Consider the following 15,223-nt stretch of genomic DNA (forward strand, 5'->3'; position numbering starts at 1 on the left):
GGAGAGGCAAAGATGAAAACATTGTTAGAGGTAAAAGATTTACAAGTCTCCTTTGATACACATGCAGGTGAAGTACAAGCTGTACGCGGCGTTACTTTTGATTTGAAAAAAGGAGAAACATTAGCGATTGTAGGAGAATCTGGTTCTGGGAAATCAGTTACTTCTAAAGCGTTAATGGGATTAATTCCGAATCCTCCTGGACGCATTAAAAATGGTGAAATCGTATTTGAAGGTCGTGACTTAACGAAATTAACAGAAAAAGAAATGCAACAAGTTCGTGGTAAAGATATCGCGATGATTTTCCAAGATCCAATGACATCATTAAACCCAACGATGACAATTGGAAATCAAATTATGGAAGGCCTTATTAAACACCAAGGGATGAGTAAAGCAGATGCACGTAAAGTCGCTTTAGAATTAATCGACCTTGTAGGTATTCCAAATCCAGAAGCTCGCTTAAAACAATATCCGCACCAATTCTCTGGTGGTATGAGACAGCGTGTAGTTATTGCGATGGCGTTAGCTTGTAACCCAAAATTATTAATTGCCGATGAGCCAACAACAGCCCTAGACGTTACAATTCAGGCGCAAATTTTAGAACTTATGAAGGACATTCAGCAAAAAACAGAAGCAGCAATCATTTTCATTACGCATGACTTAGGTGTAGTGGCAAACGTTGCGGACCGCGTAGCAGTTATGTACGCTGGTAAAGTTGTTGAAATTGGAACTGTAGATGAAATTTTCTACAATCCAAAACATCCATATACTTGGGGCTTAATCGCATCTATGCCAAGTTTAGATGGATCAGAGGAAGAGTTATATGCAATTCCTGGAACGCCTCCAGATTTATTGAAACCGCCAAAGGGTGACGCTTTTGCACCACGTAACCCACAGGCATTAAAAATTGATTTTGAAATGGATCCACCTTTATTTAAAGTAAGTGATACACACTATGCGGCAACTTGGTTACTTCACGAGCAAGCTCCAGAAGTAAAACCGCCGGCAGTCGTTGAAAAACGCATTCTTCAAATGAAAGCAGGTGAACAACATGACTAAACAACGTGAGAAACTAATTGAAGTAAAAAACGTAAAACAGCACTTCGACGTGAGTGGTGGTGTTGTCAAAGCGGTTAATGATATTTCATTTGATATTTACCGCGGCGAAACATTTGGTCTTGTAGGAGAATCAGGTTGTGGTAAATCAACAACTGGAAGAACGATTATTCGTTTATATGATGCAACTGCTGGTGAAGTGTTATTCGATGGTGAAAATGTACATGGTAAAAAATCACGTGCAGAGTTGAAGAAATTCAACCGTAAAATGCAAATGATTTTCCAAGATCCATATGCATCATTAAACCCTCGTATGACAGTAGGGGATATTATTGCAGAAGGTATCGATATTCACGGACTAGCAAAAAACAAAAAAGAGCGTATGGACCGTGTTCATGAATTATTAAACACAGTTGGTTTAAATAAAGAGCACGCAAACCGTTTCCCGCATGAATTCTCAGGTGGACAACGTCAACGTATCGGTATCGCTCGTGCACTTGCTGTAGAACCTGAATTTATCATTGCCGATGAGCCAATCTCAGCACTTGACGTATCAATCCAGGCGCAAGTTGTAAACTTACTGAAAAAGTTACAAAAAGAAAAAGGTTTAACATACTTATTCATTGCCCATGATTTATCAATGGTAAAATACATTAGTGACCGCATTGGCGTAATGTACCGTGGTCAAATCGTTGAGCTAACAACAAGTGAAGAGTTATATGCGAATCCAATTCATCCATATACAAAATCACTATTATCAGCGATTCCGCTTCCAGATCCAGATTATGAGCGCAATCGTAAACGTATCGTATACGATCCATCTCAGCATGATTATGGCAATGAAGCACCAACAATGCGTGAAATTCGCCCAGGACATTTCGTATTATGTTCTGAAGCTGAGTATAAGAAATATAAAGAGATTTATCAATAATCAAAAGAGCCATTCTTCCGTTACAGAAGGATGGCTCTTTTTCTACTATATAAACAGTTGTATTGTTAACATTTGTCGGTAAGTGAATATAAATGTTATTTACCAATGAATTCATCTTGATTAAACGAGTGTTATTGCGCTTGGATAGAAACAATCTCTTCTTTTTCCTCAGGTTTAACAAGTGCATAACGCTCCCACGCTCTACTTTTCCAGCGGAAGAACATAATAATGGCACGTGTCCATTCATCGATAGCAATCGCTAGCCAAATACCAACGAGCCCCATATCTAAATGGAATGCGAAAAAGTAACCGAGTGGTAAACTCATTAACACCATAGAGAATGCACCAATTAAAACGGGGTACTTTGCATCACCAGCTGCACGAAGTGAATTGATGATGACGATGTTCATCGTACGTCCGGTTTCAAGTAGTATACTTAGTAAAAGAACTGAAGCACCTAATGTAATAATGTGCGGATTATCTGTAAATAGTCCCATTAACTGTGTGCGGAATGTAATAACGAGAGCGACCATACATAAAGTGACTCCAATTGCCCATTTTACACTTTTCCATACACGTTCATACGCTTCATCTTTTTCACCACCGCCGACGAGGCGGCCAATAATAATTGCTGTTCCCATACCGATTGCAATAGCGAATAAATAAGTGAACATAGAAATGTTTGTAGCGTATTGTCTCGCTGCTAATGACTCTGTTCCTAAGTATGTTGCATAGTATAAGAAGACAATTTGGCAAGCTTGATACATAACCTGCTCAAATGCAGATGGAATCCCGATCTTTAAAATTTTTCCGATGTATTCTTTTGATAAGGTGAAGTAATATTGTAATTTTACGCGATATTCCATAACACGGTACAGTAACCAGAAGAAAACGATAAGTGCGATTAGCCTGCTGACAGCAGAAGAAATGGCAGCTCCTTGTACACCGAGTTCTGGGAAACCGAATTTCCCGAAAATGAGTACGTAGTTTCCTGCGATATGAATAATATTCATTCCAAGTGAAATAAACATCGCTTGCTTTGTGAAGCCATGTACGCGGATAATTGCGGCTAATGAATTAATAATAGCTTGAAGGAAAATAGCTCCTCCGACGATAGATAAATAGCTTTGTGCATACATGAGTACATCGCCTTGTAAGTTCATTGCCATCATCATATGTTTTGAGAATAAAAGAAAACCAGCGCTTATAACGAGTCCGACCACTAAATTTAATGTGACGGCTAAAGCTGATATTTTAGATGCTTCCATAAAACGTTTGGAACCGAGGTATTGAGATACGACGATAGCTGCGCCGTTCCCGATGACTTCTAGTACCAAGATAGCGATATGGAGATATTGATTCGCTGCACCAACCCCAGATACAGCATCGTCTGATAATGCACTTAACATGAAAGTATCAGCGATCCCCATTAACATAAATAGAAAAACTTCTAGAAAAATAGGCCAAGTTAATAAGAATAAACTTAGTTTCTCAGTAGGCCCGTTTTTTGCCTGAATTGCTGTCATGTCCGTCCCCTCTTTACCGATATCTATTTTTAGCAAAGTGTATCGTAACATACTTTCTTATCCTTTGCACTCATTTTAACCTACATATCTTTATTATGAAGGGCGCGCTATTTTATGATAAAAACAGAAGGATAATTATGCGTAAAGTATTATAAGATATAAATTATATTTTTCTCTGATAATTTAGAAAAATATAAAAATAACTATTTTCAACACTTTAGTAAGGTTAATCAGCAATATGAAACGTTTACAAGGGTTTATTTTTTAACAGAAAATTTTAATAAAATAGAAATATAAATATACAAAAAATATATTTTTGTGTATAATATGAATTATTAGAACATATATATATTTCTTTTTGTTTGAAAATGAAAGGGCTAACATTTTTGTGGAGGGTGGAAGTATGAAAAAAAAGATGCCAGTTTTTGTAGTATCAACAGTAGCGATGAGCATGATGTTAGGGGCATGTAGCTACCAAAAAGATGAGCCGCAAGCGAACGCAAAAGGGGATAGCGGGAAAAGCGGTGCGAAGCAAGTCATTAATTTAATTGAAACACAAGAAATTCCAACGATGGATCCAGCGTTATCAGCTGATGCAGTTTCTTCAAGAGTAATGACTAATACGATGGAAGGCTTATACAGTTTAGGAAAAGATGATAAGCTTGTTCCAGGTGTAGCAAAGGAATTCCAAAAGTCAGAAGACGGTAAAAAATATACATTTAAATTACGTGAAGACGCAAAATGGTCAAATGGTGAGCCTGTGACGGCGAAAGATTTCGTGTACGCATGGCAAAGAGCAATTAACCCAGATACAGCTGCGAAATCAGCGTACATTATGTATGATATAAAAAATGCAGAGAAAATTAATAAAAAAGAGATGAGTCCAGATCAATTAGGTGTAAAAGCGATTGATGATTATACATTAGAAGTGGAATTAGACAATTCAATTCCATATCTTGTAGATTTAATGGTATATCCAATCTTCTATCCTGTGAATGAAAAGTTTGTGAAAGAGCAAGGTACGAAGTTTGGTTTGGAAGCGAATACAACACTTTATAACGGACCATTTACACTAAGTGATTGGCAACATGAACGTAGCTTTAAAATGACAAAGAGCGCGTCATATTGGGACAATAAAGAAGTGAAGATTGAGGAAGTAAACTTTAATATTGTAAAAGATACGTCCACGCCAATTAATTTATATGAAACAAACGCAGTCGATCGAGCGACGTTATTAGCAGAGTTCATCGATAAATATAAAGGAAAACCAGATTTCCAAACAGTAGAAGATACATCTGTATTCTTCCTTCGTTTAAATCAAAAAGATCCAGCGTTAGCAAATAAAAATATTCGTAAAGCAATTTCACTTGCTTTTGAACGTAAGCCGTTCGTTGATACATTATTAAATAACGGTTCTAAGCCAGCAACAGGATTAATTCCTGATAACTTCATTAAAGGACCGGATAAAAAGGACTTCCGTGCTGTAAATGGGGATATTGTAAAACCAAACGTGAAAGAAGCGAAGAAATATTGGGAAGCTGGTAAAAAAGAGCTTGGTAAAAATGAAATCGAATTAGAATTATTAAATGAAGATGTTGAATTATCGAAGAAAACGGGCGAATATTTAAAAGGTGAGTTAGAAAAGAATTTACCAGGTTTAACAGTGAAAATTAAACAACAACCATTTGCACAAAAACTAAAATTAGAAGATGCGGGCGATTTCGTCATGTCATTCTCTGGATGGAGTGCAGACTTCCCAGATCCAATTACATATCTTGATATGTTCGTAACTGATGGATCACAAAATAAAATGAAATATTCTAACCCGAAATATGATGAAATTATCATGAAAGCAAAGAAAGATGGAAGCGATGTAAATGCTCGTTGGAAAAGCTTACTAGAAGCGGAGAAAATGTTACTTGATGATGCTGCAATTGTTCCAGTATATCAACGTGGTAGAGCATACTTACAAAGAGAATCAATTAAAAATATGTACAACCATAAATATGGCGGCGACTTAAGCTTTAAATGGGCGTCAGTAGAGAAATAAGAAAAAAGCAGGTGATTACCTGCTTTTTTTAATACGTACGTTTCTTATAAATGCCTTTCCCGCCAACTTGATTCCAGCCGGATTGGACATCCAAGCTTTTATTAACAAACTTCATCTTTTCTTTCCCGCCAAAGAGTTTTTCACCAATGCTATTTGTAATGACACCAATCAATGCTGTTATTCCGATGATGAGGGCAGCAACAGTGACAAAATCAATAAAAAAAGCAATCATTTGCAAATTCCCCCTTTGCCTGTCTGTATGTTTATTGTATGAGATAAAAGATAAAAAAGAAAGAAATGTCAGAAAAATAATTGATTTATTTTAGAAATCGTATAGACATGAATGAGAATGTTTGTTAAAATAAGAACAAATGTTCTTTTTGATTCTCACTTATATAGTCTTACATTTCTTAATTGATTTATCAGGAAAAGGTAAGAAAACGTTCTCTTTTTCACAGGAAAGATTATGAGAAAATAACTATATATCACATGAAAAATCTATGAAAAGCAAGCGTTAAGAGGGTTGAAGGTTAGTGTTAAAGAACAGTTAATGTAAGTGTGGTCATGTTACATAGCAGTGGAATACACGGAAGAGTTTTCTCAATTAGAAGGAAATTTACTGTATATTTCTTGCAAAATCTATTGTATAATGATTATAGAAGTTACTTATTAAAAGTAATTGTTGTTTGCTAAAAGTTGTTGCTTACATGAAATGCGATTTTTGCACTTTGTTATAAGACAAGGTATCGAGAAAAATTGCTGAATTTAGAAATTTAAACTGTAATTAGTACAGAATTTGTACTCTTTAAGGAGAGTGAGCTTTGTATGGTAACATTATATAGTTCTCCAAGCTGTACGTCTTGTAGAAAGGCGAAATTATGGCTAGAGGAAAATCATATTCCTTATACAGAACGTAATATTTTCTCAGACCCATTAACGATTGAGGAAATTAAAGAGATTTTACGTATGACAGAAAGCGGAACGGATGAAATTATTTCTACTCGTTCGAAAGTTTTCCAAGAATTAAATGTAAACTTAGAGTCTTTACCACTTCAAGATTTATATAAGATGATTCGTGACTATCCAGGGATTTTACGTCGTCCAATTATGATTGACGAGAAACGCCTTCAAGTAGGTTACAATGAAGACGAAATCCGCCGTTTCTTACCACGTACAGTAAGAACGTTCCAATTGCGTGAAGCACAGCGTCTTGTAAATTAATTATAATAATATGAAAACCTTCTACCTATTATATAGTAGAAGGTTTTTTTTAATGTTTCACATTTCGTAATCGAACTTGTTGAACGATAAAGCCGATGCATAAAATGGTGAAAATAAACAAGTACGGAATGCTTGCAGTGAAACTTGGGTTGTTATGAAAAAAAGATGCCAGTCTGTCTTCATGTGTGACCATTTTTCCTGCTGTATAGGCGAGAATCGCTGCCCCGCAATAAATAAGGAATGGAAATCGTTCCATAAGTATTAAAATGAGTTTGCTGCCCCAAATAATAATCGGGATAGAAATGAGTAAGCCGATTATTACGAGTAAAAATCTTCCGTGAGCTGCCCCTGCAATGGCGATAACGTTGTCAAACCCCATAACGAGATCCGCGAATACTATTGTACGCACAGCTTGAAATAAAGTTGTTTTTCCTTGAATAGAAGAAAGATCGTTGCTATTATCAGTTAGTAAATTTACTGCAATTAATGTAAGTAAAATGCCCCCGGTCAGTTGCAGAAATGGGATGTCGAGTAAATAGACAGCTAGTATAGTAAGGACGATTCTTAGTACGATTGCTAAAAGAGTACCGATCAAAATGGCTTTATTTCGTTTTGGTTCAGGTAAATTTCGGCTAGCTAGTGCGATGACAATTGCGTTGTCACCACCTAACACAACATCGATACCGACAATCATTAGTACAGATGTTAAAAACTCTAAGTCCATTCGTCTGCCTCCATTTATGATGTTTTAATAAGCGAACTATATGTATGTTGTGAAGAGAGAGACTAAATAATCTTCTCTAATAACAGTTTCACTTTATTACAGTGTACGGGGGAAGGTGGAAATGTATGTCCAAATTTTTTATGAGTGAGAAATCGCTATAATGATATATTTGTGTAGATGGTCGAATAAAGATAGGCATATAACTATTTTTGTAAAATAAATCGATTTTATTTCCATTCTGGAGAATCTTATCATAAAATGAGAGTACAAGAATCTATTGATTTGTCATATGAGTGGGGAATCCCTTCATAACAATTCTAAGCAGGAAGGGAGAGTTGTATTTTGGATATTGAAAGAATTAATGACCATACGATGAAATTTTTTATTACGTACATTGATATAGAGGACAGAGGGTTTAATCGTGAAGAGATTTGGTATGATCGCGAACGAAGTGAAGAGCTCTTTTGGGAGATGATGGACGAAGCTCGTGATCATGACGATTTCTTTATTGATGGACCGTTATGGATTCAAGTGCAAGCAGTCGATAAAGGGATTGAAGTACTTGTCACGAAAGCAGAGCTTTCAAAGGATGGACAAAAGTTAGAACTACCGATAGGTGTAGATAAAATTATAGACATTCCTCTAGATGAAGGTATTGAATCATTATTCCAGCAAGAATTAGTGGAAGAGGTAGAAGAGCAAGCAGGAACAAACTTTAACGAAGATGGTACCTTTGGCTTTTTAATTAAGTTTAATGATTTTGAAGATGTCATTTCATTAAGTCATCGTCTTATCTTTGAGGATATAAAAGATGAGCTATATTCATTTGAGAACCGCTATTATGTATATGTGGAATTCGATGAAGTGCTACATGATGAAGAAGAAATTGATCGTATTTTAAGTATCGTTTTAGAATACGGAGAAGAGTCAACTTTAACAATTCATCGTGTAAGTGAGTATGGGAAACAAATTGTGAAAGAGCATGCGCTTGAAACAATTCGCAATAATTTTCCTGCTAAAACGTAGGCCGATTTCTGTAGTATGAAATCGGCTTTTTATATGAAGAATAGGAAAGCTTTCTTAGTAAGGAGGTAAGAGATGAAAAATACGTTAAAGTTGATTTTCTTTGTTTTACTATTGTTCGCATTATTTGTTTCGTTACGTATGTTTATTGATGTTGCATTTTATTCGGATGTAATTGGGATAAAGGATGTTTCGATTTTAGGTATTATTAGTATTTTATTTACGGTATCTGCATTTTTAATTGGCTGCGTTATTTTCTTAGAGAACCGTCATCCGTCTAAAACACTTACATGGCTCATTGTGTTAGGTATTTTTCCGGTATTTGGATTCTTCGCTTATTTATTATTTGGACAAAACTTTCGGAGGAAGAGAATGTTCCAAAAGAAGGCGCTGCTCGATGAACAAGCGTTTTTACAATATAAAGGGCATGAAGATCACGACGAACGGATTTTGCGCAACCATAAGCATCAAGAGCTGTTATTTCGTTTAGCGGATCGCTTAGGCGCTTTAAATATTTCATTTCAAACTGAAACGAGAACATTAACAAATGGAGATGAAACGTTTCAGGCCATTTTAGATGGATTAAAGCGAGCGAAACACCATATTCATATGGAGTATTACATTGTGCGTGATGATAAGCTTGGAACAGAAATTAAAGATATTTTAATACAAAAATCAAAAGAAGGCGTAGTCGTTCGTTTTTTGTATGATGCGGTTGGTAGTTTTAAATTATCAAAAGCGTATATTGCAGAATTAAATGATGCAGGTGTCGAAATGATTCCGTTCTTCCCTGTGCGCTTTCCAATTTTAAACGATAAGATTAATTATCGAAACCACCGGAAAATCGTTATTATTGATGGAAATGAAGGGTTTGTAGGTGGATTAAATATTGGTGATGAATATTTAGGGAAGGATAAGTACTTCGGTTTTTGGCGAGATACGCATTTATATTTGCGTGGTGAGGCTGTTCAAAGTTTACAGCTTATTTTCCTTCAAGATTGGTTTTATATGACTGGTGAGGCTGTGCTAGCCCCTGAATATTTACAAGCGAAAGCAGTTGAGGGGGATCATTGGGGAGGCGTGCAGCTCGTTGGAGGTGGACCGGATAATAAATGGGAAACCATTAAACATTTATATTTTGCCATGATTGCCTCTGCGCGGAAATCCATTTGGATTGCGACGCCATATTTCATTCCGGATGATGATATTTTATCTGCATTAAAGGTAGCTGCACTTGCTGGTATTGATGTTCGTTTGTTAATGCCGAGCAAGCCTGATAAGCGTACTGTCTTTTACGCATCGAGATCGTACTTCCCAGAGCTTTTAGATGCAGGGGTAAAGATATATGAATATGAAAAAGGTTTTCTCCATAGTAAAGTTGTCATTGTCGATTCTGATTTAGCTTCAATTGGGACAGCTAATATGGATATGAGAAGTTTTCATTTGAACTTTGAAGTAAACGCCTTTTTATATGATACAGATAGCATTCGAAAACTTGTTCAAGATTTTAAAGACGATTTAGAAGAATCCAGTGAAATTCATGTCGATCGTTTTCATAAAAGGCGTCTTCATAGACGAATTGTTGAATCAACGTATCGGCTATTATCGCCTTTATTATAAAAAGAGATGTCCGAAATTGGGACATCTCTTTTTTAAAAGGAATTTGTAATAAATTGTAGAATATAAGGAGCTGAAAGGGTGTGATTCCGATGTTTATCGCTAAAAGAGAAAACGGAGAAAAAATTCATCTACTCTATCATCATGATGAAGAGATTTTACACCGTATGCGTAAAATGGAGAACTTCTTTTGTATAGCTTGCGGGAAGGAAGTGCAAATGAAATTAGGGAAACAAAAAAAGTGGCATTTTGCTCATAAGAAAGTGGACTCATGTTTAGCATTTTATGAAGCAGAATCTATATATCATATGCATGGTAAAGAATTGTTATATAGGTGGTTCAAACAGCAAAATTTTCATGTGGATATAGAGCATTATCTTCCAGAGATTCAGCAACGACCAGATATTTTCATAGAGAGAGCAGGGAGAAAAATTGCGATTGAATACCAGTGCGCAAATCTCTCTATAGAACAGCTGTACAAACGAACCTATTCGTATTGGCGAGCCGGTATACAGGTCGTTTGGATCATTGGTGGAAATCAATTGAAAAAGCACTCCGCAAATTGGATGAAATTCTCCTCACTTATGGCTTTCTCCTTACAATCTTATCCTCAGCCACTTCTTATTTTCTTCTGTTCAAAACAAAAATCATTTATGAAATGTGCATTTATCACTTCATTTTCTACAAGCGTCTCTTTCTCACATATTATATATTTACCAATTGAAACGACTAATTTTGAAATGCTCTTTTCTCCTGTTCCTTTCCAAAAGGAAATATTAGACCGAGAATGGAAGAAGCGAAAGGACTATTTTCGTCAAAACGCTTTGCCTATTTGGAATTATAATCATAAGTCATTATTACGCCTCTTATACCAATGTAGATGTACCCCAGCAAATTTTCCTTCTGAAATTGGTGTGCCGCTCCCGTCTTCATTCGCTTTTCAAACAAATCCATTTATATGGCAAGCTTTTCTATATATGAAGTGTATAGGTGAGCTTGCGGTAGGGGATTGTATTTCCATTCAATATGTGTGTAGTTATATAAAAAAGTATGCGGAAAGGCGCATGCTCCCGTACTTTTCACAGCATATATGGAAAGTAGCGGTTACTGAATATATGACATTTTTATGCTATACAGGTGTATTGCAGAAAGTAGGGACTTATAAGTACCGGAAAATAAGGGGGATAACTATGTTAAAAACAGAGCAGGAAGTTATGAAATATGATGAAGTTTGCTTAGCGTATGCCTTATCTTTATTTGAGGCAAAGTACAACATGAGAGAAGGAAAAGGGGATATAATAAAGACTGATCGTGAAGGAATTACATAAGAAAAATCGAATTGTATGTAAGTAGAGATATTTAAAGGAGGGCTTAAAGGATGTCTGAACAAAACACAGCAAAAACATTACCAGATCGCAATGAGATTGAAGAATCAAGTACGTGGCGATTAGAAGATATTTTCCAAACAGATGCAGAATGGGAAAAAGAATTTCAAGCTATTAAAGATTTATTACCGAAGTTAACTGAATTTAAAGGGAAACTTGGTGACTCTGCGAACAATTTACTTGAAGCATTGCAATATGAAGATGAAATTTCAATGCGATTAGGTAAGCTATATACATATGCACATATGCGTTACGATCAAGATACAACAAACTCTGTGTATCAAGCATTAAATGACCGTGCGACAAATTTATATTCACAAGTATCCAGTAGTACAGCATATATTGTGCCTGAAATTTTATCGATTTCAGAAGATACACTGCAATCATTCTTGAAAGAAAATAGAGATTTAAGTATATATGAACATGCATTAGAAGAAATTACGCGTCAACGCCCGCACGTATTATCTGAAGCGGAAGAGGCTCTATTAGCAGAAGCATCTGAAGTAATGAGTTCGTCAAGTAATACATTTGGTATGTTGAATAATGCGGATTTGAAATTCCCATCAATTAAAGGTGAGGATGGAGAAGAAGTAGAAATTACACATGGTCGTTACATTCAATTTTTAGAAAGTGATGATCGTCGTGTACGCGAAGATGCATTCAAAGCTGTATATGAAACGTACGGAAAATATAAGAACACATTTGCAAGTACGTTAAGCGGAGCGGTGAAGCGTAATAATTTCAATGCGCGCGTTCGCAAATACGATTCTGCACGTCAAGCTGCATTAAGTAATAATAATATTCCTGAAGCGGTGTACGATCAACTTGTTGAATCTGTAAATGATAATTTACACTTGCTACATCGTTACATTGATATTCGTAAGCGTGCACTAGGGCTTGATGAGCTTCATATGTATGATTTATATACACCACTTGTACCAGAAGTGAAAATGAACGTGAAGTATGAAGAAGCACAAGACATGTTATTAAAGTCTTTAAACGTCCTTGGTGATGAGTATGTTGACATTTTAAAAGAAGCATATGAAAATCGCTGGGTAGATGTGTATGAGAATAAAGGAAAACGAAGCGGAGCATATTCATCTGGTGCATATGGAACAAATCCTTATATTTTAATGAACTGGCATGATAATGTAAATAATTTATTTACACTTGCTCATGAATTTGGCCATTCTGTGCATAGTTACTATACAAGAAAAACGCAGCCGCACGTATACGGTGACTATTCAATCTTTGTTGCGGAAGTAGCATCAACTTGTAATGAAGCCTTGCTAAACGATTATTTATTAAAAACGACAGAAGATAAGAAAGAGCGTCTATACTTATTGAATCATTATTTAGAAGGATTCCGTGGTACTGTATTCCGTCAAACGATGTTCGCAGAGTTTGAGCATATTATTCATAAGAAAGTACAAGAGGGACATGCGGTAACACCAGACATGTTAACGGAGATCTACTATGATTTAAATAAGAAATATTTCGGTGATGCTTTAGTAATTGATGAAGAAATTGGTTTAGAGTGGTCTCGTATTCCGCACTTCTACTACAACTATTACGTATACCAATACGCAACAGGATTTAGTGCAGCAACGGCTCTATCTAAACAAATTTTAGAAGAAGGGCAACCAGCAGTAGAACGTTACATTAATGAGTTCTTAAAAGCAGGAAGCTCAGATTATCCAATTGAAGTGCTGAAAAAAGCAGGAGTAGATATGGCATCTCCAGAACCGGTAAAAGAAGCACTACAAGTATTTGAAGAGAAATTAAATGAATTAGAAGCATTATTATTTGAAGAGAAGTAATAAAGAAAGACGAGGGATTTACCTCGTCTTTTTGCTTGGGTTTCATTTTGTCGATATTTGTCGAGAGAATAAAACGAATTTCCTTCTTTTTTCTAAATTAGAAGGCAGTTTTGCAGTTGGTGTTTGTAGTTAAAACCCTTTAAATCGTTTTTTATGGTTGAAATAAGAGAGAGCGATGACAATGACTCCAAATAAAAGAGGGAGAGCAATAACTTTAGGAAAAGCTTGTAGTAGAGAGAGGATGTACAAGAAAAAAGAAACGATGACAGCTAGAAAGATTAGTAAAATATACGTTTTTTTCATACAGAATACCTCCAAAATAGCTTTTTTATAGCTTATTCAGAAATGAAAACGTTTAGAATGTGACAAAAGTGTGAAATTCGACAAAAGGGGTTGTCATCTGACGTCGAATCTTGTAATATAATAAGCGTGAACGAATTCACATACAAACATATACCCCTTTGTTTGAACGTGAAAATTTCTCCCATCCCCTTTAATATTTTTATAAGCCGTAAAGAAGAAGACCTGGTGTTTACACCAGGTCTTCTTCTTTTGCTATCCATTTCCAATAACGCTCACATTTTACGTCAATCATTTGTACTTTTCGTTTCAGTTGTAATTTTTTTAGTTCACGCTCGATCTCTTGTTGCGGGCAGTCATATATAAATGCTATTTCTTTTGAAGATATAAATTGCGTTGCTTCTAGTAATACTTCTAAAGGTGGTAATGGTTCTGGCTCGATTTCACATTTTACAAGTTCTTTTAATAATTGTACGTATACATCATAGGAATACGTTCCAGCGATTTTAATACCTTCTTCATCTGAATTCGCATGAAAAAATACGAGAGAAGGTATTTCGGTAATATGCATCTCATTTGTGAATTTCAAGTCACATTGGAAAGCTTTTTTTGCGCTAGCGGAATATAGATCTTTTTTAAATTCTTCTACATCAATCTCGCTATCTTTTGCGCATGCAAGTAATAATTCGCAGTCAGGGTTTGATACATTTTCAAGGAAAATGTATTCTTGGAGTTTTCGCAAAAACTTCGAACCTGCTTTTCGGCCCTGTAACTCCGCTGCCTTAATTGCCATCGAAACTAAATATGGTGTTGATGATGCCTCTTGCATATGTACTTTTCCATCACATGAAAAACCTTGTAAACTTGTCGTCTTTTCCCACACAAATCGAATATTAGCAGGTTTATTCCATTTGTGTGAGGAAGCGTTCGTTCCGTCCACTTTTCCAGTTACAATATGACGAATAGAGAAGTATTTCCCGTATTCAAGCCATAGTTTAATAATAAAGGGTTCAATTTCCCAGCAATCTTTACAAAGTGGATCAATAAATAAATATGCTTCTACAGACTTATGCTCACATGCGGAAGGAGATGGCATATTGATATGCTTTGCTTCCTGTTTATCCATTATATTTCACCTGTTTCGTTTGGAGTATTAACCATATGCTGAGCAGTTAATGTTAAACGTTCAAAAACGAACTCTCTTATATGACCGTGAACTCCTGTGTCATCCATTGCTTGCTCCATACATGATAGCCAAGCCTCTGCTCGTTTTGGTGTAATCTCAAACGGAAGATGGCGTGCTCTTAACATAGGATGACCATGTTCTTCAGTGTACAAATTCGGACCACCTAAATATTGTGTTAAAAATTGCTTCTGCTTCCTAGCGGTTTCTGTTAAATCATCCGGGAAGATGGGAGATAGGTCAGGGTGCTTACTGACATAGGAATAAAATGTGTCTACTAATATTGCAATGCATTGTTCACCGCCAATTGCTTCAAATGGTGTCATCGGTTGCTTGCTCATCCTTTATAAACTCCTTTTTCCATGAAATGTATATCTATTGTAGCAATGG

The 15,223-nt window shown here is 35.9% G+C and carries 14 protein-coding genes; 8 read left to right on the top strand and 6 right to left on the bottom strand.

What is annotated here, in order from left to right; all coding sequences use genetic code 11:
- Positions 1-12: 12 nt before the first annotated feature.
- Both ATN06_RS06195 and ATN06_RS06200 read left to right on the top strand, forming a co-directional pair.
- Entirely contained in the window at positions 13-1,056 is a 1,044-nt protein-coding gene (locus tag ATN06_RS06195) for an ABC transporter ATP-binding protein (RefSeq protein ID WP_000854346.1), read from the top strand.
- Positions 1,049-1,984, top strand: a complete 936-nt coding sequence (locus ATN06_RS06200) for an ABC transporter ATP-binding protein (RefSeq protein WP_060629941.1) — start codon at positions 1,049-1,051, stop codon at positions 1,982-1,984. The genes ATN06_RS06195 and ATN06_RS06200 overlap by 8 nt, the downstream gene beginning before the upstream one ends.
- 131 nt (positions 1,985-2,115) lie before the next feature.
- On the opposite strand, the gene ATN06_RS06205 is transcribed toward ATN06_RS06200, so the two are convergent.
- Positions 2,116-3,561 (bottom strand): MATE family efflux transporter, encoded by a 1,446-nt coding sequence (locus tag ATN06_RS06205; RefSeq protein WP_060629942.1) that lies wholly within the window; start codon positions 3,559-3,561, stop codon positions 2,116-2,118.
- Positions 3,562-3,913: 352 nt separating this feature from the next.
- On the opposite strand from ATN06_RS06205, the gene ATN06_RS06210 reads away from it, so the two are divergent.
- Entirely contained in the window at positions 3,914-5,560 is a 1,647-nt protein-coding gene (locus tag ATN06_RS06210) for a peptide ABC transporter substrate-binding protein (RefSeq protein ID WP_060629943.1), read from the top strand.
- Positions 5,561-5,588: 28 nt separating this feature from the next.
- On the opposite strand, the gene ATN06_RS06215 is transcribed toward ATN06_RS06210, so the two are convergent.
- Positions 5,589-5,792, bottom strand: coding sequence for a hypothetical protein (locus tag ATN06_RS06215; RefSeq protein WP_000559978.1), 204 nt, complete (start codon positions 5,790-5,792; stop codon positions 5,589-5,591).
- Between the two features lie 593 nt (positions 5,793-6,385).
- Here ATN06_RS06215 and spx point away from each other — a divergent pair.
- Entirely contained in the window at positions 6,386-6,781 is a 396-nt protein-coding gene (gene spx, locus ATN06_RS06225; protein ID WP_000258267.1) for a transcriptional regulator Spx, read from the top strand.
- Positions 6,782-6,830: 49 nt separating this feature from the next.
- On the opposite strand, the gene ATN06_RS06230 is transcribed toward spx, so the two are convergent.
- On the bottom strand, positions 6,831-7,505 hold the full coding sequence (locus tag ATN06_RS06230; RefSeq protein WP_060629944.1) for a TerC family protein: 675 nt from the start codon (positions 7,503-7,505) through the stop codon (positions 6,831-6,833).
- Between the two features lie 342 nt (positions 7,506-7,847).
- On the opposite strand from ATN06_RS06230, the gene mecA reads away from it, so the two are divergent.
- The 4 genes from mecA to pepF all read left to right on the top strand — a co-directional run bounded on the left by mecA (position 7,848) and on the right by pepF (position 13,350).
- A complete protein-coding gene (gene mecA, locus ATN06_RS06235) occupies positions 7,848-8,531 on the top strand; it encodes an adaptor protein MecA (protein WP_000350711.1) in 684 nt (227 codons plus the stop codon).
- A gap of 72 nt (positions 8,532-8,603) precedes the next feature.
- Entirely contained in the window at positions 8,604-10,148 is a 1,545-nt protein-coding gene (locus tag ATN06_RS06240; protein WP_060629945.1) for a cardiolipin synthase, read from the top strand.
- A gap of 80 nt (positions 10,149-10,228) precedes the next feature.
- On the top strand, positions 10,229-11,473 hold the full coding sequence (locus ATN06_RS06245) for a competence protein CoiA (RefSeq protein ID WP_060629946.1): 1,245 nt from the start codon (positions 10,229-10,231) through the stop codon (positions 11,471-11,473).
- Between the two features lie 50 nt (positions 11,474-11,523).
- Positions 11,524-13,350, top strand: a complete 1,827-nt coding sequence (gene pepF / locus ATN06_RS06250; RefSeq protein WP_060629947.1) for an oligoendopeptidase F — start codon at positions 11,524-11,526, stop codon at positions 13,348-13,350.
- Between the two features lie 129 nt (positions 13,351-13,479).
- Here the strand turns inward: pepF and ATN06_RS06255 are convergent, their stop codons facing one another.
- The 3 genes from ATN06_RS06255 to ATN06_RS06265 all read right to left on the bottom strand — a co-directional run bounded on the left by ATN06_RS06255 (position 13,480) and on the right by ATN06_RS06265 (position 15,174).
- Positions 13,480-13,653: a hypothetical protein gene (locus ATN06_RS06255; protein WP_060629948.1), complete on the bottom strand. Its 174-nt coding sequence runs from the start codon at positions 13,651-13,653 to the stop codon at positions 13,480-13,482.
- A 229-nt stretch (positions 13,654-13,882) separates the two neighbouring features.
- Entirely contained in the window at positions 13,883-14,776 is an 894-nt protein-coding gene (locus tag ATN06_RS06260) for a ClpXP adapter SpxH family protein (RefSeq protein WP_060629949.1), read from the bottom strand.
- A complete protein-coding gene (locus tag ATN06_RS06265) occupies positions 14,776-15,174 on the bottom strand; it encodes a globin domain-containing protein (RefSeq protein WP_060629950.1) in 399 nt (132 codons plus the stop codon). Before ATN06_RS06265 ends, ATN06_RS06260 begins: the two co-directional genes overlap by 1 nt.
- Positions 15,175-15,223: the final 49 nt, after the last annotated feature.

This window comes from Bacillus thuringiensis (assembly GCF_001455345.1).
In the GTDB taxonomy this organism is placed as follows: Bacteria; Bacillota; Bacilli; order Bacillales; family Bacillaceae_G; genus Bacillus_A; species Bacillus_A thuringiensis_N.